The 19,560-nt window shown below is 32.3% G+C and carries 17 protein-coding genes and 1 tRNA gene; 14 read left to right on the forward strand and 4 right to left on the reverse strand.

All coding sequences use genetic code 11. The annotated features are described in order from the left end of the window. Nucleotide 1 precedes the first annotated feature (1 nt). The 7 genes from G8C41_RS04615 (at nt 2) to G8C41_RS04645 (ending at nt 3,939) form a co-directional block, all read left to right on the forward strand. A complete protein-coding gene (locus tag G8C41_RS04615; protein WP_160565866.1) occupies nt 2-538 on the forward strand; it encodes an N-acetylmuramoyl-L-alanine amidase in 537 nt (178 codons plus the stop codon). Further along, nucleotides 535-1,035 carry a hypothetical protein gene (locus G8C41_RS04620; RefSeq protein WP_166006346.1) on the forward strand — a complete coding sequence of 167 codons (501 nt, stop codon included), beginning with the start codon at nt 535-537 and terminating at the stop codon, nt 1,033-1,035. Before G8C41_RS04615 ends, G8C41_RS04620 begins: the two co-directional genes overlap by 4 nt. Next, on the forward strand, nt 1,032-1,814 hold the full coding sequence (locus tag G8C41_RS04625) for a hypothetical protein (RefSeq protein ID WP_160565870.1): 783 nt from the start codon (nt 1,032-1,034) through the stop codon (nt 1,812-1,814). Before G8C41_RS04620 ends, G8C41_RS04625 begins: the two co-directional genes overlap by 4 nt. 4 nt (nt 1,815-1,818) lie before the next feature. Beyond that, the gene (locus tag G8C41_RS04630) at nt 1,819-2,343 is read left to right on the forward strand and encodes a hypothetical protein (protein WP_166006348.1); all 525 of its coding nucleotides are present in this window, start codon (nt 1,819-1,821) and stop codon (nt 2,341-2,343) included. A 97-nt stretch (nt 2,344-2,440) separates the two neighbouring features. Then, a complete protein-coding gene (locus G8C41_RS04635) occupies nt 2,441-2,725 on the forward strand; it encodes a hypothetical protein (protein ID WP_160565874.1) in 285 nt (94 codons plus the stop codon). A gap of 90 nt (nt 2,726-2,815) precedes the next feature. Beyond that, nucleotides 2,816-3,337, forward strand: a complete 522-nt coding sequence (locus tag G8C41_RS04640; protein ID WP_166006350.1) for an HIRAN domain-containing protein — start codon at nt 2,816-2,818, stop codon at nt 3,335-3,337. A gap of 35 nt (nt 3,338-3,372) precedes the next feature. Beyond that, a complete protein-coding gene (locus tag G8C41_RS04645; protein WP_166006352.1) occupies nt 3,373-3,939 on the forward strand; it encodes a hypothetical protein in 567 nt (188 codons plus the stop codon). Between the two features lie 91 nt (nt 3,940-4,030). Here G8C41_RS04645 and G8C41_RS10080 read toward each other — a convergent pair whose 3' ends face one another. Further along, on the reverse strand, nt 4,031-4,420 hold the full coding sequence (locus G8C41_RS10080) for a hypothetical protein (protein WP_185152304.1): 390 nt from the start codon (nt 4,418-4,420) through the stop codon (nt 4,031-4,033). A gap of 188 nt (nt 4,421-4,608) precedes the next feature. Here G8C41_RS10080 and G8C41_RS04655 point away from each other — a divergent pair, with 188 nt between their 5' ends. The 7 genes from G8C41_RS04655 (at nt 4,609) to G8C41_RS04685 (ending at nt 14,616) form a co-directional block, all read left to right on the forward strand. Next, nucleotides 4,609-4,998, forward strand: coding sequence for a hypothetical protein (locus tag G8C41_RS04655; RefSeq protein ID WP_166006354.1), 390 nt, complete (start codon nt 4,609-4,611; stop codon nt 4,996-4,998). Further along, nucleotides 4,988-5,263 (forward strand): hypothetical protein, encoded by a 276-nt coding sequence (locus G8C41_RS04660; protein WP_166006356.1) that lies wholly within the window; start codon nt 4,988-4,990, stop codon nt 5,261-5,263. The genes G8C41_RS04655 and G8C41_RS04660 overlap by 11 nt, the downstream gene beginning before the upstream one ends. A gap of 13 nt (nt 5,264-5,276) precedes the next feature. Further along, nucleotides 5,277-5,573 (forward strand): hypothetical protein, encoded by a 297-nt coding sequence (locus G8C41_RS04665; RefSeq protein WP_166006358.1) that lies wholly within the window; start codon nt 5,277-5,279, stop codon nt 5,571-5,573. Nucleotides 5,574-5,705: 132 nt separating this feature from the next. Then, the gene (locus G8C41_RS04670) at nt 5,706-6,134 is read left to right on the forward strand and encodes a hypothetical protein (RefSeq protein WP_166006360.1); all 429 of its coding nucleotides are present in this window, start codon (nt 5,706-5,708) and stop codon (nt 6,132-6,134) included. Then, on the forward strand, nt 6,127-10,323 hold the full coding sequence (locus G8C41_RS04675) for a phage tail tape measure protein (RefSeq protein WP_166006362.1): 4,197 nt from the start codon (nt 6,127-6,129) through the stop codon (nt 10,321-10,323). Before G8C41_RS04670 ends, G8C41_RS04675 begins: the two co-directional genes overlap by 8 nt. A 2-nt stretch (nt 10,324-10,325) precedes the next feature. Beyond that, nucleotides 10,326-12,794, forward strand: coding sequence for a hypothetical protein (locus tag G8C41_RS04680; RefSeq protein WP_166006364.1), 2,469 nt, complete (start codon nt 10,326-10,328; stop codon nt 12,792-12,794). A gap of 1 nt (nt 12,795) precedes the next feature. Next, nucleotides 12,796-14,616: a hypothetical protein gene (locus G8C41_RS04685; protein WP_166006366.1), complete on the forward strand. Its 1,821-nt coding sequence runs from the start codon at nt 12,796-12,798 to the stop codon at nt 14,614-14,616. Here the strand turns inward: G8C41_RS04685 and G8C41_RS04690 are convergent. The 3 genes from G8C41_RS04690 to G8C41_RS04700 form a co-directional block, all read right to left on the reverse strand. Then, nucleotides 14,608-15,795, reverse strand: coding sequence for a site-specific integrase (locus G8C41_RS04690; protein WP_160565893.1), 1,188 nt, complete (start codon nt 15,793-15,795; stop codon nt 14,608-14,610). The genes G8C41_RS04685 and G8C41_RS04690 overlap by 9 nt on opposite strands. Before the next feature lie 211 nt (nt 15,796-16,006). Then, nucleotides 16,007-16,080, reverse strand: a tRNA-Arg gene (locus G8C41_RS04695). A gap of 30 nt (nt 16,081-16,110) precedes the next feature. Next, nucleotides 16,111-19,560, reverse strand: coding sequence for a DUF2723 domain-containing protein (locus tag G8C41_RS04700; RefSeq protein ID WP_166006368.1), 3,450 nt, complete (start codon nt 19,558-19,560; stop codon nt 16,111-16,113).

The raw sequence follows: 19,560 nt of genomic DNA on the forward strand, positions 1-19,560 counted from the left end.
AATGAGAAAAGTAGCGATAGTTGTCGGGCATGCCAAAAACAATCCGGGCGCTTTTTCTAAATGGTTAAAGCCCGAATGGGAATATAATTTAAACGTGGCCGAAGAACTAAAAAAAAATAATTCTTCCTTATATAGTATTTTTTGCCATGAAGGATATGACGGCGGTTATTATGCGATGGAAAAACGAACCGCCAATAAAATAAATGCAGAAGCATTTGATTTAGTTTTGGAATTACACTACAATTCGGCTTCTCCTATGGCTCACGGAACCGAATGTTGTTACTGGTTCGCCAGTAAAAAAGGGAAAGAATATGCGCAAAATATATCTTCCGAAATTAGCCGTTATTTTTACACTACGAATAGGGGTATAAAAGCATTATATAATAAGAATGATCGGGGCTATTGGTTCACCTACTTAATGAAAGCGCCTGCTGTGATTGTTGAGCCGTTTTTTGGTTCCAATGAATTTGATTCCTTAAAATTTCAAGATCCTGTAAAATACGCACAAGCATTACATAAAATTATTGCCTCCTTATGAATTATACACTGCTTTTTTGGTCGTTAATTTTAGTTCTTGTGCACACTTCTTGTTCCACAAGAAAAAAAGTTTTGCAAAAAGATCACCGGTTGGTAATACGTGATACCTTTATTAAAAAAGACAGCATTTACGTGGTTAAAGAAAAAATCAGTATTTTACCTTCTGTAAATGCCGATATAATTGCCAATCCTTGCGATTCAACCGGGCGATTACACGTATTTAAAAAGGTGATCCCCTTCCCTTTCGGTCGCATCGAGCTAACCTCTGAAAATAATAACATACTGGCAAAAGTAAATACCGACAGTATTAATTCCGTTTTTCAAAAACAATATGAAGAGCGCCATAAAAAACAAATCGACAGGATTTCAGAACTTGAAAAGGTCAACAAAACGTTAAAAAATACCCCTTTCAATGGGTGGAAAATTGGTTGTTTGGCTTCTTTATTTTTACATATGATTGCCATTTTCTATTTAGTTAAAAATAACCCTTTCCGATGAAATTAAACTTTCAAGTGGCCGAACAATGGGACGAATTAAACGAATATCAATTAAGTCAAATTTCCGGTTTACTTTTTAAAAAAAAATTAGAGGAAAAAGAACTTCAATACCGACTAATCTTTTATTTATTTGTTAAAAAAAATACTTTAAGAAATTATTTTAAATTTAGAAAGCTTATCAATCGGGTTTCAATTAATGAATTAATCCCCTATACTGAATTTATAATTAAAAATGTACGCCGTACGGTTTTTCCTGAAAGTATTAAAATAAAAGGGAAAAAATTTTATTCTCCTTCTCCCCGATTAAGCAATCTTACCATAGAGGAATTTGCAACCGCGGATCTGTTTTTTTATCAATGGAAAACAAAAAATTCTTTGGTAGATCTTGAACGCCTGATTACCGTTTTGTACAGAGAAAAAAGCAATATCGAAATTATCGGAGATATTCGCAAACCTTTTTCAAAATTGGACCTGCCCCGGCGCGGCAATTATATTCCTTATCTAGATTTGAATACAAAATTAGCGATTGGATTAACCTATTTAAGCTGTCGTAATTTAATAATCAAAAAATACCCGGTCTTGTTTCCTCCCGCTAAAAACAATACTGAAAATAAAAAATACCAATCTTTTTACCCGGCCTTACTTTCTACATGTTTAGGAGAAATACAGCCCCTGGGAAACTTTAACGAAGCTAAAAATACCTTGATTGATAATTTTTTTTCCATAGTAACGGAAAATATTTTGCTTTACAGAGAACGGGAAAAAGCAGCTAAAAAATAAATGTATGAAAAAAAGAGACGGATCCTACCGGACTATTAAAAATTACCTGAAAAATTTAGTTTCTCAAACCGACCATATAAAAGAGGTGATCGGCTTGTCTCGTACCGAATTGAATAACAACTTATCCTCTCGCACAAAACCGGAAGATCCTTTGTTGGTGCTTTGGGGCTATGAAGCAAAATTAGACGGAAACAATAAGCAACACACGCGAGGAGTGCGCAAAATTACGTTTTCCATAGTATACCGATGTAAACCCTCCGATTATGCGGCGCAAGAAAAAGCATATGAACTTAGCGAATTATTCGGCGTAAATCTCATTTCAAGAATACATTGGGATGCAATCACTCATCAATACCGTTGGTTGTCTCATGAGTTCGACAAAGACAGCGTTACCTGGAATTTAGTGGAATACGACACGGCTAATGGGTTGTTTGGGTGTGAATTTACCGTAACACTTACCATTAAAGACTCCTTATCCGTTGATCCTGATTTTTGGAAGGATAAAAAAGATTATTGTAATTATATTTAAATGATAAATATCAGTAAAAAAAATAGTATTTTTTTAATAATTGTTACTTATATCTTAAAATAATTATAATATTGATAATTATTTGTATTTTTGGAACATGAAAAAAGAACTAGCTAAAAAAATGTCTGAAGAAGAGCTTTTTATTGAAAATTTGCTTTTCATTTTAGAACCTATATATACTAAAGGTCTTCCTATCGATGAATTTAAAAGAACCCTGTTATATTTATCCTCTTTGGAAATGAACTCCAAAAAAAATAAAAATAAAATTATGAACAACTGGGTTTTTCCGTATATAGAATCTCTTTTTGTCTTTTTTGACAGGCTGCAACGAAATGAAGAACTAAAAAAAGAAAACAGATATTTCATTGAAGATCTTAACTGATGAAATAAATTAACTGCTTCTCAACTAATTAACCTACTTTTTTATTTTATCTAATTAGTTTTTTTTTATTTTTGCTAATAATTAAAACTAATGAAAATGTTCATCTATTTTGTCTTTTTTATAATAATATTTCTTATAATTATTATAGAAATAAATAAAAGCAAACCTTCTAAAAACCTAGTTGAAAACAACAAGGAAGCTACCTGCAAAGAAGTACCCAAATACTATAAAAATAAAAAATTAAATCCCTATTCATACCCGTGCCCCGAAAATAAACGGGGGGTGTTAAATATAGAATTTTTTGTTACAGGTACTCATTATAAAGCCATGAGGGTAGATAAAGAAAGGCAAACAATTATACACCAAATGAAAGTCCACAATACCGTAACGATTGAAAAAGAACCGGATAACCCTTACGATCCCCGCTCAATAGTAGTTTTAAATGAAAAAGGAGAAGATCTGGGATATATTAGAAAGATAGACCAATTTAAACTGCTTCCTTATTTGGATGCGAATAAGTTTATAATTGCTGCCCATATATACCGATTTTATACTAATGAATACGGAAAAAACGTAATTATACGCGTGTCAATCGGCGAAATATTAAAATAAAAGTTACCATTATAAATCTCTAAAACTTTGTATATATGAAAGCATTATTATTTTTATTGGGAGCATTACTATTAATTTCTTGTAATAAAAAAAATTCCGATACTAAAACTCTTACGAAAGATGAAATCCTTACTTATCAACTGGATTCCATAAAAAAAAATTTACCTGAAGAAAAAAAGAAAATCTATAGTTTATTTAAGATTGACGTACTAAAAATTCCCGACAGCTCATTTATACGTATTGAGGAGACCGAAAAAGGAATAACATACAGAAAAGTACTTGATTATAAAGAATTAAATCTCTTTAAAGTTATTAAGATTGTTGTCCACAAAGAAACTCAATATGGTAAAAATGTAATTTTTTTAAGTGATACTAATAAAGATGAATGGGCTAATATTTTAAATATGTCTGATCAAATATATTCCATAATGGGAATGGATGATGATAAAAAAGGCCCCCTAAGCTATGTTGAAAAAAATAAATACGATATGGGGAGACTAAATATTCTTAGAACTTGGGAAAAAATACAATGGGCTGTTGGATATTCTATTAGTCCACAAGATATAAAATTAACAATATGGAATGTAGAAAATATAGATTAAAAGCAATTACATAAAATATAAAACATACTCACTTAAGAAAAGTAACTTTTTGGTTTTTAACAGGTTTATCAGATACTATAAATGTTTAGTTTTATTTCTTTTCATAAGCTGACAAATCATTCTTCAACTCATTGATTTCTTCCCTGTATGATTCATTTAACGCTTCTAACCTTTTTACTTTCAACTCTAAAGAATTAATTTTTTTTTGTATTTGTACAGAATCCGTTAAAACTACAACGGCTGTTTTTTCATTATTCTCATTAACTGTTTTTAGCATCTCTCCTTTCCCCGTTAAAAGCCATTCAGGATTAATCTCAGGGAATAAGTGTAAGATATTTTCTACTTTGTCTACGCCTATTGTTTTATTTTTCCTATACTGACTAGCAAAAGAGCCATTTGAAAACCCAACAGTTTCTTCAAATTTTCTTACAGAAATGCCCTTATAATCAATAAAAGACTTAATTCTTTTAACGGTATTCATATATTCTTAATTAAAAAATATAAAATATTTCTTACATTTTATTTTTTGTGTAGAAAATATCTTATATATTTGTACCAAATAAAGTACAAAAAGTATAACAAACAAATATATGAGAAAATATAATATTTATAATCAAGAAATTATCAATCTATTAATGAGAAGACATATTTTAAATAAAATTTAAACCCATGAAAAAAACTATACCATACAATGAGCAAGAAAGATTTCAACCGATAGGCACACAAATTCTTTTTTTATTGAAAAATACCAAACATTTCATTCATTTAATGCAGGAAGCCGAAGCAAGCGAATTAACGGAAAAATTATTTCCAAAAGCAGATCTTAAAGAAAAAAAGATACTTCACAGCTTTTTTGGGTTTTACAACAATATTTCGGTCTTAGATGTTTTTAAAGAAAAACCATCCTATGAAATGATGCGGCAACTGGCCCATATAATCAATACGTATGATTCTTCCTTTCAACCTTTTGTTGAAATTGTTCAACAAACGGTAGATCATACAAAAAAGGAACATGTAAAATATATAGGAAAAAAATATACTCCATCTTATGAGCCATAAAAAAAACTATGAATCATCGGCGGAAATACGCGAAGCACAATATCAAGAATTACTTTCTTCCATTTACGCGAGCGGGTGTCGTATAGAAGATTACTCAAAAGTATTGCTTTATCTTCAAAGCATCCTTCTGGCTCAAAATAAAGAGAAAAAAGAGGTGTTGGATAATTGGACGGTCCCCTACATAGAATCCCTTTTAATTTTCTTTTCCGAATTAAAAAAAGATAAGGAAATTATGGATGCTAACAGAAATTACATTAAATTTTAATTAAATTTAAAATATGGTAGAATATAAAGAAGAAATTAAAAAATTGTTAACCTCTCTTTACGAACAAGGTAACCCGGTTGATCATGACGCTCAATTGACGACCCGGGAAATATATTACGATTTACTCTCTTTGCTTCCCGAAAAAGCCATAGACGAATACGACGTATATGAAGTGCTTTCCTCGCTTTATACCCCTTTTTACGTGTCTTCTTCTAAATATGAAGTGGTAATGACTGCAGAAGGAACCCCGAAAATTATTGAAAATAAACGGGAAGGAGTCAAATTCCTTTGGCATTTAAAAAGAATATGACCTACTACGTATCTAAAAATAGAAATTCAAAAAGATAAAATAAATAGAATTCATATACCGCTTGAGAAATCAAACGGTATTTTTTTTGTCCTTTCTTTTCATCGCATTATTCCTTCATTTTACATAAAAAAAATGCAGGAAAAAGAAATAGGCAAAGCAGCGGCCTCCATGGTTAAAACTGCTTTACAAGAAAAAATCAGAAATTCCGGTTTGCACCTGTCCGATAAAAAGAAAAACTCTTTGGTGAAAGCTACCGGAGCGCCCAGAATGTCCAAAATTTACCCCGGTGAATTATACGGAATAGCAGTAAAAATGCCCAAACACGGATTTGTTTTAAACTTTGGAGCAACTACCCAAAGAAGAACCGGTATCGTCAAACGCGAAACGCCCCGCACGACTTTTTACAAAAGAAAAGCCCATCCGTTTCATTTAGAGCCTCGTTCTTTTATCGATGATGCCATAACGGATAGCGGGGCCGTTGACTATTTAAGTGAAAAAATAGGGGAAATTCGAGCCGAAGCCGTCGTAAATCAAATAGGAAAAGCCTTCAGTCATGAGTAAATCAAATGTCACCAACCAACAAATAAAAATTAAAATTAACGGCAAAGAGATTAAAAACACTCTGGCCGATATGGGGTTGGAAATTGGTAAATTAACCAAAGAACTGCGGAATTTAGACAAAACCGACCCGCAATTTAAAAACAAAGTAGCCGAACTAAAAAAAGCTAAGGAAGCCTACGCCGATTTAAAAAATGAAATTAAAGGAGTCCCCGGCTTTTTTGATAAAATGACCTTAAGCGTCAAGAGTTTTTATTCGGCCTTAGGATTAGCGATTGGAGTACAAACATTCGTAACGGCCCTTTCCAATGCTTACTCCATAGTCAAAGACTTTGATTCGGCACAATCCGAATTGGCCGCCATACTGGGTAAAAACAAGATAGAGATTGCCGGGCTGACGGCCTTAACTCTGAAACTAGGAGCAACCACGGCCTTTACGGCAACTCAGGCTACACAAGCAGCTACAGAATTGGCTAAATTAGGTTTTTCCGTAAACGAAATAAAACAATCTCTGGGAGGCATTATAGACGGAGCCGTTGCGTTAGGTTCCGAAATTCCCGAAACAGCAGAATTGGTAGCCGCTACCTTGAAAGCGTTCGGCTTGCAAGCGCAAGATACCACGCGGGTAGTGTCTGTTTTGGCTGCCGGAGCTAACGCCACTTCTCTGGGGTTTGAAAGCCTGAAAACTTCTTTGGGAAATGTTGCCCCGGCAGCAGCGGCAGCCAATTTAAGCATTGAGCAAACAGTGGCTTTATTGGGTTTAATAACCGATAATGGTATTGATGCTTCAACGGCGGGCACTTCGTTGCGTAATATGCTAATTAAACTGGCAGACAGCGGGATGCCTTTACAAGAAGCGTTAAATCAAATTGCCGATTCTCAAAACCAATTAACTAAGGCCACGGAATTGTTTGATGTGAGATCTGCCGTATCGGCCATTGCTCTGGCTTCTCAAAAAGATAAAGTTACGGAGCTTACCGATGCCTTAACCGGTCAGGAAGCCGTATTAAAACAAATGGCTAAAACCCGACTGGACAATCTGGAAGGAAGCGTGACACTCTTTAAATCGGCGTGGGAAGGATTGGTTTTATCCATTGAAAAAGGCGACGGGATCATCGGAAGTTCAATTCGAAATTTCGTTGATCTGGGTACTTCTTTGCTCAATCTAATAACCCCTGTACAAGGTTTGTCGGGTGAATTACAAGAACAACAAGTGCAAATGAATTTGTTGGCCATAGAGGTTTTAAGAGTTTCCGAAAAAGAGGAACAAAGACATGAAGCCATCGAACGTTTAAAATCTTCTTACCCTGAATTTCTGAACTATTTATCGGATGAAAATATAAGCAATAAACAACTGATGGAAGCATTGGATAAAATCAATGCGCAATATGCCCGCAAAATATCAATAGCAAAAGGACAGGAAGAATTAACCCGTTCCCTGAAAAATCAAAAAGAGACTACGGAAGAGCTGGGAAAAGCTCAACAAGAATTATTAAAAACATTACTCGATATTTCCAACACAATTCCGGAAATTAAAGTAAATTTTTCTGCACAAGATTTAGCTGCCGAAACCCAAAGAGTATTGGATGAAATGTATAAATTGGGGGAAGGATGGAGCTTGAATTATTTTAAATTGCAAAGATTATCTACTAAATATGTAACGGCTGCTCATGCGTTAAATGGATATAATAAAGAAGTTGATGAAGCAAGAACCAAAAATGACAGGTTAGTTAATGCGGTAGAAAAACAAGAAAGTGCCCATTTATCTACCATCATTACCTACAATAAAGCCTCTGAAGTAATTGAAAAATACAAAAACGGATTACTCACACAAGGAGAGGCTTATTTTTCTCTGAGTAAAAATCAAACGGCCTCTTCTGCAGAACTTCTAGCCTTTGAAAAATTGGTGTCAAATTTTTCAAATAATACCTTACAATCTTTTATCACACAACTGGCCAAAGAAAATATGGCCGTGGAAAGCTCGCGAGAAGTGATAAAAAATGCAGCGGTTACCTATCAATCACTTCAAGATGCTAAAAATAAATATATAGCCTTATTCCCTGAATCCATCCAAAAAACTAAGGAATTAAAAAAATCCATTGATGGGTTAACTCTCTCTGAAATTTTGGAAAAAACACAGTTGTTAGAACGCATTACCTATTTAGATAAAAATATTCAAATGAATACGTTGATGGGGGCATCCTTAGACGCATTAAGGGGTAAATACAATGAAATAGCTAAAACCCAAGACGATCTAAGTTCCATAAACGGGGTAAAAAGTAAAATAAACGATTTAAATGCAAAATATAATAGTGCAAATACGTCAGAAGAACGCTCAAAACTTAAAAAAGAAATAGCAGAACTTCAAAAAATAGAAGATGAAATGACCGGAAAGGCCGAAGAGCAAAGAAGGAAAAAAGCAGAAGAATCGATGAAAAAAGCAGCACAAGCGGCAAAAAAATTAGAAGAAAAAAACAATGCTGAAAGAAAAAAATTGCAAGAAGCGGCAAAGAATGAAGCAGAAAAATTTCAAAAACAATTGCTTACTGCTGAAAGAAAATATCAGGATGAACATTACTCGCTTTTAAAAAACGGCTACGATAAAGACCTGATCCTTTTAAATATTGAATATACACGGAAAAAAGAAGATATTTCAAATGAAATTAAATCTTTGGAGGCCTTGTCAAAAGAATATGAAAAAAAAGCTTCCATCGCTTCAAAATTAGGGGACCGAGACACTTCGGATAAATTCAAAAAATTAGCCGAAGAACAAGTTCAGATTATCCAAATAAAAGAAGAAACGATAACCGCTTTAGAAAAAAAACATGCCGCTCAAAGACTTAAATTAATTTATGATTATCGCCGAAAAGAAATTGAAAAAACAAAAGAGAATTATGAAAATGAAATACGTAATCTTCAAATCAGATATGAGGAGGAATTATCATTTATTACTGATTTAGAAACAGCAAAAATTATTCTTTTAAAATACTATGGTGAAAATGAAATAAAAAATCTGCGTACCATTAACGAGGCTAAGAAAAAATTAATTTATGCCCAAGAAAAAGAATTATATGAAATGCAACTTGAACAATTGAACGAATTACGTACACAATTGAATGACGAATTGCAAAAAAATGCCGATAATGAATACAACGGGTTAGATATTATTTTTACGGAAGAACAACTCGAAGAAAAAAAGAAACAATTGAATGATGTCATTTTACTGATGAATAAAATCCAATCCATTTTAACGGGTAAAAAAGTTGATAAAGATAAAGAAGATAAGGAGGAAAAGGATAAAGAACGTTCAAAAATCCTTTCAGGAATTGACTTACTCGGTTTTTCCGGTGACGAATGGGAAAACGCTTTTAAAAATTTAGACACATGGAGTGGAAAATTAAAAGCCGTTACCATGTCGGTACAAGCTCTGCACAACGTTTGGGATTCTTTATATCAAATGCAAGCCGCATCAACTCAAAAATCAATCAAATATTACGAACGCGAAACCTCACGAAAAAAAGAATTGCTTAAAAATCAGTTAGAACAAGGATATATCAATCAATCACAATACGATGCAAAGGTTCAAAAATTGGAAGAAAAAATGGCTGAAAAACGGGCGGATCTAGAGTATAAATCTGATCTTCAAAAATACCGAATGGATATATCTAAAGCTATTTCAAATACAGCTTTAGGGGTTACCCGGGCATTATCGTCCGCTAATTTTGTTTTAGCTTCCTTAGTTGCTGCGCAAGGAGGTCTTCAAGTAGGCATCATAACTAATAATAAACCGCAAAAAGGATATGTCGACGGGGGGGTAACTACCGGCTTAGGCTTTACGGACAATTCCGGCCATGAAGTAGCGGGAATCGTTCACGCCAAAGAATATGTAATTCCTGAATGGTTGCGACAGGATCCTCAAATAGCCCGTTTAGAAAAATATATTGAATATAAAAGAACCGGAGGTAAAAACTCCATAGAAGCCGAAGAGATTACCCCTTCAGCGCCTTCAGCAGCCTCTCAAAAATATACGGATGACTTAGGGGTGTTTTTGAAAGAAAATATAGCCTTACTTCAAAATTTAAAAAATAACGGAGTAATAGCCTATGTGTCGGATGATTTTAAAACTACCACACATTTAATAGACCGACAGAAAAAAGTTAAAGAAATTTTAAATAACGCTAAAATAGTTTAATTATGAATGTACAATTACCTGAAAAAAACAAGGAAACAGGGGTTTATTTTACCGGTGATTCTCTTGCAACAACGATCCAGTGCCAAAAAAACTCTTATATTCAAATGAAGGCTACTATGCGCGTATATCCATTTTCGGGCGGTGCTCAACCCCTCCATTATTCCTCTGATTATGAATACTACCCGTTTAATGGTAAGACTACCGTATACTTAGGGAAAATTGCAGATTCATATTTTTATATTCCGGAATTACTTACCGAGGTATTTAATTTCGGCAAAATACAGGAGGGTATGAATGCTATACCGCTCTATCGTCCGTTGGAAATGGATATCACTTTCCATGAAATTAATTTAGAAAATGAAAAAGTCATTCATGAGCTTTCCTTTACTAATATTAAATTTATTAAAGGCTACTCTAACTCCTTATTGAAAAACAAACTCTATACTTCACGTTTAGGAAGTAATTCTTTAGTGTCTTACAGTTCCTTTTTGCCAATGTCGTTGTATAAAAATAATCAACTGTTGTATAAAAATAATACTAAAAATGATGTGTTATACGCTAACCTATATAAAGATTCCTTAAAAAAAAGCGGGGATGTATTTAATTTAAAACATTCGGACTCTTCTGCTGTAGTTCAAAAATGGATTTCTTTTCCTCAATCGCTACAATCTGTACATATCGTTTGGCTGGATGAAAATTTGACACTTCAAATTTTCGAAATGACCGGTGAATATTTAACCAACTTGCAACATGAATTATTAACTAATGTCTTTATACGCGATCAAGTCGAAATAAAAAAGGTGTTATCTTCTGAGATCACTAAAAAAATAACCCTCAACAGCGGTTATATTTTAGAGGACGATATAAACATTTTATCTTCAATTATTAAATCTGCCAGGTCCTGGATAAGCTTTGATCATTTAAAATCGTTTACTTCTTTTATTTGTAATACTAAAGAGTTGGAGAAAAAAAGCGATCAATCGATACATTCATATGAATTAGAGATCATCTTAAATGACAACGTTGAAATTCATAAAAAAATAGAAATTGAATCTGACTTTGTATTCGATTTTATAGCTGATGGAACTAATGATAATACCCTTAATTTAACGTCTGCTTTTCCTTCCGGTAAAATAGAAATTATTGATTGGGGGGACGGAACGGTTAATTCGGAATTATCGCATCGTTATCTTTCCTCTCAAGAATATAGAATTCAAGTTAAAATACCGAATCTTACAAGTGTTCATATGGACCATCTAAAGATTAGATCGGTAATTAAACTTCCAAAAACATTAGATCAATTGAGCTTTACCGGTTGTTGTTTCACTTCAGAATCTATTCATAAGCTTTTATCTTTAGTTTTAGCCCATAATCCGAAAAGAGGACTTTTTGGGGCTACTTCCGGAAATCTAATATATCGAATTGCCTTTTATAGTTTTATCTGTATTGATGAGCAAAAACCGGGAGTGATTTTGACTCCTGAATCCATAGAGTTAGCTAACAAATTATCCAACAATCGCTGGTTTATTGATTACCATTATGCGAATTCGGAAAATCATATAACAAGCTCACGATATCAAGACCCGGATAATGCACTTAAATATTGGAATGATGAACCGTCTTTTGAAATAGATTTAAATCCTAGATTTTTGGTAGAAGGCGAAATTAGAACTACAAATGCTGAAATAATAAGCAGATCATCCGGAGTTAATGCAGATGATACCATGTTAAATTATTTTGGCGCAATATGGCAGCATCCTGACGACTTTTGGTTAGTTGAAAATCTCATGTCGCAACCGGTAAAATCTCAATTTCAATTACCCATGTCTTTTTATTCCAAAGGTTGCTATAATTTAAAAATCGGGCAAATGATGAAGCCTGTTAAAATAAATAATTTTTATGAATATAATCATATGTCTATGAATGATTTTGTACTTGATGTAATAGCTGCAAATGAAGTATTATTTGCTTATTATGACAGAGACTATACAATAGAGGTTTCCGGAGCCCCTTCAATTAAGTCATTTGATGTTTTACCTTTAAATAATGCATTATATAAAGGATTAGGAAAAACAAATGATACTATGACTCCTAAACTGGTTTTTGACAGTCAACTTAAAGATACTACCATAAATAATATTTGTTGGGAAGCAGAAGAATCGGGCGAATATGAATTTTCATTTATAAATTTTATAGTGGATTTCAAAAGTTTAAGAGAAAAAATGTCCGGAATCCCCGGTTTTTATTTAGCGTATTATAAAGAAAACGGAGATTTTGAATTGTCAAATAATATGGGGATTAATGAGTGGGTTAATTATAGAGTGGAAATAAATCGAGTTATAACTTTAAATATAAATAAAGGGGATAAAATTATACCTCTGTTAAACGGAACCTGGGATACTCCTTTAACGCCTGTTAAAGGAACTATTAAAATTTTGGCGGGGTCAAGATTAATTATATCAAAAAAATAATATGGCAACAAAAATAATATATCCGGGCGTTTGGGAACTTGATATTTCTCATATTAAACTGGAACGCGTTGAAAATAATTCATATTTTTCAGATACCTTTTGGGGAACATCCTCGTATCCTTTTGAACTGCATATCGACAGTTTACATCCTCAATTTATATATACTCCAAATACAAAAGGTTTTAAACGGGAATATTCGGAAGTTATTCTAATGGAAGACGGAAAAATTGAAGCTGCAAAACTGATTGTCTTAGAATGTCAAGGCAATAAAGTATCTTTTCAATTTATTGTTGGTTTTGATGATTTACCAAATTCCAACAAAAAATTATCTGAATTTGATTTTCCTACAATAAAAACGAAGGATTTATATACTCATGCGGAAAGTTTACTTCCAAAAAAATATCCGGATGTTAAATATAATTTTCCGGCGGTGCACACCTCAATGGTAGATACTACCAATAAATTATTTAAAGATTTTAAAGGAACATATAACCTCTATAAGGATGGAAAGTTTGTTAAAAACAGGATAGATTTTGAGGACAGTAAAATAATAAATGAAAACATTATGAATCCTTCCTTATATCTTTTGTATATACTAGAAAAGGGTATTGAAGAAGCCGGATATCTTTTAGAAGGAAATATTTTTAACGACCAATTATTAAAATCGGTAATGGTTTTTAAAGGATTTAATCAAATTTATGATTTAAAATTTCCTGATCCCATGCTCTGGCATATTCAAAGAGATGACTATGATAGAATGGATACTCACGGGGTTTATCCAAATACTTATTTTTATAATAAAGTATGTGATAATAATATACACGGTATTTTTAAAGTTAAAGGAGATTTTGATTTTGAAACAAACGTTCCACGAGGAGGACAAGGAGAATTTACTTTTAAATTAGGTGATGAAGTTTTATTTACCGTTAAAGGAAAAGAAGGTTATCATAAATTCGAATTTGCTTATACAAATGATCCAAAGTCTAATCGATTGTTATCCGTGGAAGGTAAATATTTATGCCATCCTACAGATTTACGAAGAAGAATAATGACGGCTGAAGTCAGTCCGATAGGAATTTTTGATGAGGATAATAATATTATTAATCCGAATTTTGATTCTTCCGAAATTGATCTTTCCAAATATGTCCCGGATATAACTTTTGGTGATTTTTTGAGAAAAATAAAAAATACCTTTAATCTTGATATTTTCAGAAGGAAAGGTAGGATTATAAGCATGGATTTAATAAATAATAATCTTAACAAATATGAAAATATTAAAGACATTAGCGAATATGATGTGTTACATCCGAAAATTACTTTTAACGCCTATAGTTCGTTTTTGCTAAAATTTCAATACGAAAATGAACAATATCCGTTGTCTTCTCTATATGTTGATAAGACCGGTTGTTATTCCGACAGATACGTTACACAAGAAGATACCATAGAAATAATTTCGCAAGCTATACCCCTCCCCTTAGAATCTAAAAATAATATAAATTCGGCTAAATATATTTCTGATGATGATTCCTATATTTCATTAATTATTTTTAACGGATTGGATAATGGACAAAATAATACTCAAGATAATAAGCCGTTACTTTGGAATAATTTATATTCAAAATATTGGCAAAAATGGTTAAAATTTAGAATCAATGCCATTTCTTTTACCTGGAATTTTACGGCACTTAAAGAAAAAATAAAAGATATTACCGTTAAAAAGAAATTATATGCATACCATAAAGTACATATTCCTAAAAAAATAACCCGTACGGATTTATCCGATCAGGTAGTTAAAATTGAAGTAGAGACCTATTCAGAATAAATTGTCCAATAAAAAAATAGACTCGTCCTCCTCGGCTTCTACCATATGTACATAAATCATGGTTTCTTTTATTGAGGTATGATTGAGCAGTTTTTGTAACTGCTCAACTTTGCCTCCGGCGCGTAAATAATTGGTGGCAAAAGTATGTCTTCCAACGTGTAATGAAACTTCTTTTTTTATATTTAATTTTTGGGTCACTCTTTTTATAACCTCATTTATATTTTGTTCTGCTATCCATCTGGTAAATAATTCGGGGACCTGCTCAACAATCGATAAGGCTTTGTTATTGACTCGTACGCGATGCATATACGGTTTTGACAGTTCTGTTTTTACCGGTATAAACTCTAATATTCCGGTAAATATTTGTTCTCTTGTTAATTTTTTAAGGTCGGATATCCTCAATCCGGTATAGCATGAAAACAGAAAAATTCCGATCGGTATTTTTTCTCCCGGTAATATAAATTCCGATACATAAAAATTGTACAATTTCTTTACTTCTTCCGGGGTTAATGCTACCCGATTGGATCTTATATTTTTTATTTTAATGGTATCTATGTCTATCTTTAAAGGGATTCCTTTTTTGGATGCTTTCCTTAAATATTTCTTTATTACTTTTAGGTTGGAGTAATAGGTATTGTAATTTCTTGTTTTTAAAAAATAGCTTTTATAATTATCTAAAAAGGTTTCGTCTATTTCTGAAAAATAAATTTCCTTTTTAAATTTTCTTAAATTCATAAGAATGCTTTGATGTCTACGATATGTGCCATCTTTTAAAATGGTTTTCTCTTGACTTAATTCATACTCAAAAAAGGAAGTAAATTCTCCTCTGGGTATGTTATTTTTTAATTCTTCTATTAATTTTTCGGGGGTTAATATTTTGTTGGAAAGCCAATAAAAAGTTTTTACGGCGGTTACTTTAGACTGCACATTATCCAGTAAAAGCTGTAATTCTTTATGTCTTGATTCTTTGCCGATAATTTTTTGAGTTGATGAATCAAACTCATTATCTTTTACTGTAAAGCCTAAAGATAACTTTAGTTGCTTTCCATTACCACATACATGAAGATACATAAGGTATTCTCCGTTTTTATTTTTATTCTTTCTTCTGTAAAATCTGGCTTTCATAGCTGTGTATATACCTGTACACGTTTGAAAATGTTTATTTCTAAGTTCTTCCATACTATCTAACTTATTAATTTAGATAGTGTTACAGTTAGTGACAGATAAAATCGAACAAACCTTTTTTTATTTTAGAACAAAAAAATTTCTTGTTCTATATTCTGTTCTAAAAATTTAAAAAAAGCCAAATTATAACTCAACGAATTTTACTTATATACCCTATTATTTCAGTAGGTTACTTGAATTTTAGTGTTTTTTTTTTCTTGTTTTGTGACCACGGAGGGATTCGAACCCCCAACCCTCAGAGCCGAAATCTGATATTCTATCCAGTTGAACTACGTAGCCGAAAATATTTTCTGCAAGTATACTAATAATTTAGTCTAACTTCATAATAATATTTGAAATTTCTTCTGCTTTTTCTTTTTCATATACAGAATCAATAGGATGCAAAACTTGAAGCATCTGTCCGTAGGAATACATCAAATTCTGAAGAGATACTTTTTGATCTTTCGCATTATTTTTACCTAACATCTCAAAAGTTTTTAATCTTTTATCTAAAGGTTTCATTGATTCTGTGATATATGCTATAGCTTTATCTCTTTGATTTAATTCCAGATAAGTATTTACAATATTATCAACAATAAGTGTATAATAACTAGATAGTTTACTCATATCATCGGTAGCAAACGTTTGATCGTGTAGTGGTAATGATAAATAATAATTTAATTCCTTAAAAATTTGATCTTTATATGCTTCTGCTAGTTTTAACCCTTCTTTTTCTTTTCCAATAAGAAAATAACCGGATATGATTGAGTTATAAGAAGGCGTAGCGGGATACATAGATATTGGAATCTCTTTATTGATTAACTCTAAAATATCTTTGGCCCTTTTTTTGTCTCCACTTTTAGCTAAAGCGATAGCAGCTCTTCCACAAGACATTCTATAATTTAAAATATTACTTCTACAAGTTTCATCAAAATAAGCTTTCGGATCTTTTAAATTTCCAAATTTATAATTCATAACTAAGTTATAAATCGTATTAGGATTTATTCTACCTTGTTCCCCGTTATTGGTTTCGGGAGTGTATATAGGCACTAATTTTGAAATTAAACCTTGATATTCCAAGTAATTTTGTGCAAACATGATATTAGATTGAGAATAGGTTCCCCCTGAACTAAAATAAATGGAACGATCCCAATTGTAATTGGCAAGTAAATCCAACATAGCTAAACCGTCTTTATATAAAGCTTGTTTATTTATTGATAGTACTACCTTGTTTACCATCAATTTAGAATCTTCGGGTTTAACTATTCCATATTTTAACGCATTCTCCTTGTTTACAGGCAAAGATATTTTGTTAACAGGAATAAATCCAACATCTGTTCCTCTATAATCCCTTTCAGTTACATATGTATATAAATCTTTAATAGCAGATTGTTCTTTTTTATTTCTAAGAAAATTAATGGCTTCTTTAGCAGATATAGTATCAGAAATTGCATATTTCTTAAATGGAAGAATATCCGCAGGTATACTGTCTGCCGGAAGATTATCAAAAATTTGCTTCCAAAAATCTCTATTTAATAAAATAACCTGATCATTAACGCCATCTCTGAATTCATCATGAGATAAAGAAGAAGGAATACCGGGTGCTTTATAAGTTCTTCTCTGAACCTGATCAATATACCATGCAGTACCCAACAAAGTAAAATTAACCACTTTGGCATCTGATCTAAATTCTTCGGTTTCTTGTAATGCCCATAACGGATATGTATCGTTATCTCCATATACAAAAAGTATAGGATGATTTGCATCTAAACTTTGTAAATAGCTTTTTGAAAAATCATAAGCCGTATATCTCCTGCTTCTATCATGATCGTCCCAATTTTGGAATCCAACCAAAACAGGAACTCCTAAAGCAAGAAAACCAATAATAAGACCTATTTGCCTTTGTTTAAGTTTATTTAATAAAAACATAATTGCTGTCACTCCCATCCCTATCCAAATAGCAAAAGTGTAAAAGGAAGTTACTAATGCATAATCACGTTCCCTGGGTTCAAATGCTTTTATACTGGTGTATAAGATAATACCCACGCTGGCTAATAAAAATAAAGCTATTAAAGAAAAGTTTCTACCCGGATCTCTGTTTAGTTGAAAGAAGAATCCTATTAAACCTAATAACAATGGTAAAAAATAATATTTATTGGTAGCTTTGTTCACATATGCTTGTGGTAATTTGTCTTGGTCTCCCAAACGTAAATTGTCTAAAAATTTAATACCGCTGATCCAATTTCCTTTGGTGGATTCATAATTTCCTTGTAAATCATTTTGACGACCGGCAAAATTCCATAGAAAATATCGTATAAACATATATCCCATTTGATAGGTCATCATAAAATCCAAGTTTTGGCCTAAGGTTGGTTTTTTAACATTAATTAGCTCATTTTGTTTAGCCATTTGATAATCACGAACAGATATTTCTCCCGTTTTCTTTTTCCTCACTAACTCATCAAAAACCTTTTGTGCTTCAGGATTACCAATATATTTCGAATTTAAAGTAAAATCGGGGTATCCTTCCATTAATCCGTAATTTTCAATAACACTAGGATCAGGATTATACATTCGTGGAAATATACTGACTTGCTCCGGATTAAACTTATAATTAACCCTTCTGCCTGTTTCAATATACCTGCCTGAGTTTTCATCCTTTTCATAAATAGGGCCATTATCCTCGGTTCCAATAATTCCGTTAGGATCTAAATATGCAGTATAATTAGCTCCGTAAAACACCGGCCAATCACCATATTGAGCCCTGTTATAATAATCCAACATACCTATTGCATTGTCGGGATCATTTAAATTTATAGGAGGATTTGCTTTAGCACGTATAGGAAGTACTACCCAACTTGAAAAACCGATAAGCATAAACAAAATCGATAAAATAATGGTATTTCCTGTTTTATATCCATGATTGGATGTATATCGTAAGGCAAAATAAAAAGCAACAATTAAAAGTATGAATGCCACTATTGAACCTGTATTAAATGGCATTTGAAGATTATTTACAAAAAATATTTCACATTTTCCGAAGAAAGACATCGTAAAAGGAAATATAATTTTGAAAACGGCTAAAAATACACCGCCAATAGCAATATTGGCCCATATAAAACTTTTCCAAGTAAAGGTATATTTTTTAGCATAATAAATATATCCTAATGTAGGAACCACTAATATTACCATTAAATGGATTCCAACCGACAGACCGATAAGCAGGGATATTAAAATAAGCCACTTATTGGATCGGGAATCAGATAAATCATTTTCCCACTTACACATAAGCCACAACAGCAAAGCGGTAAAACAGGAAGCTGCCGCATAAACTTCTCCTTCAACTGCTGAAAACCAAAAAGTATCGGTAAAAGTAAAAGTTAACGCCCCTACTGCCCCACTTAATAAGATGGTAGCGATCTGATAGGAAGTAAATTCTTTAGGTTCGGTATGTAAAAACAGAGTTTTACGAACCATATGAGTAATTGTCCAGAATAAAAATAATATGGCAAATGCACTCATAATAGCAGACATAGCATTTATAACTATGGAATATTTGGTGGGATCGCCAAAGGCTAAGATCGCCCAAACGGCTCCCAATATTTGAAAAAATACGGCTCCCGGTGAATGAGTAACTTCCAGCTTAACCGCTGAAGATATATATTCACCACAATCCCAAAAACTGAAATTGGGTTCAATTGTTAATAAATAAGTTATTGCTGCTATAATAAAAACAAACCATCCGGTAAGGTTATTTAATTTATTGTAATTTAACTTCAT

This window comes from Apibacter sp. B3706 (assembly GCF_011082725.1).
Lineage (GTDB): Bacteria > Bacteroidota > Bacteroidia > Flavobacteriales > Weeksellaceae > Apibacter.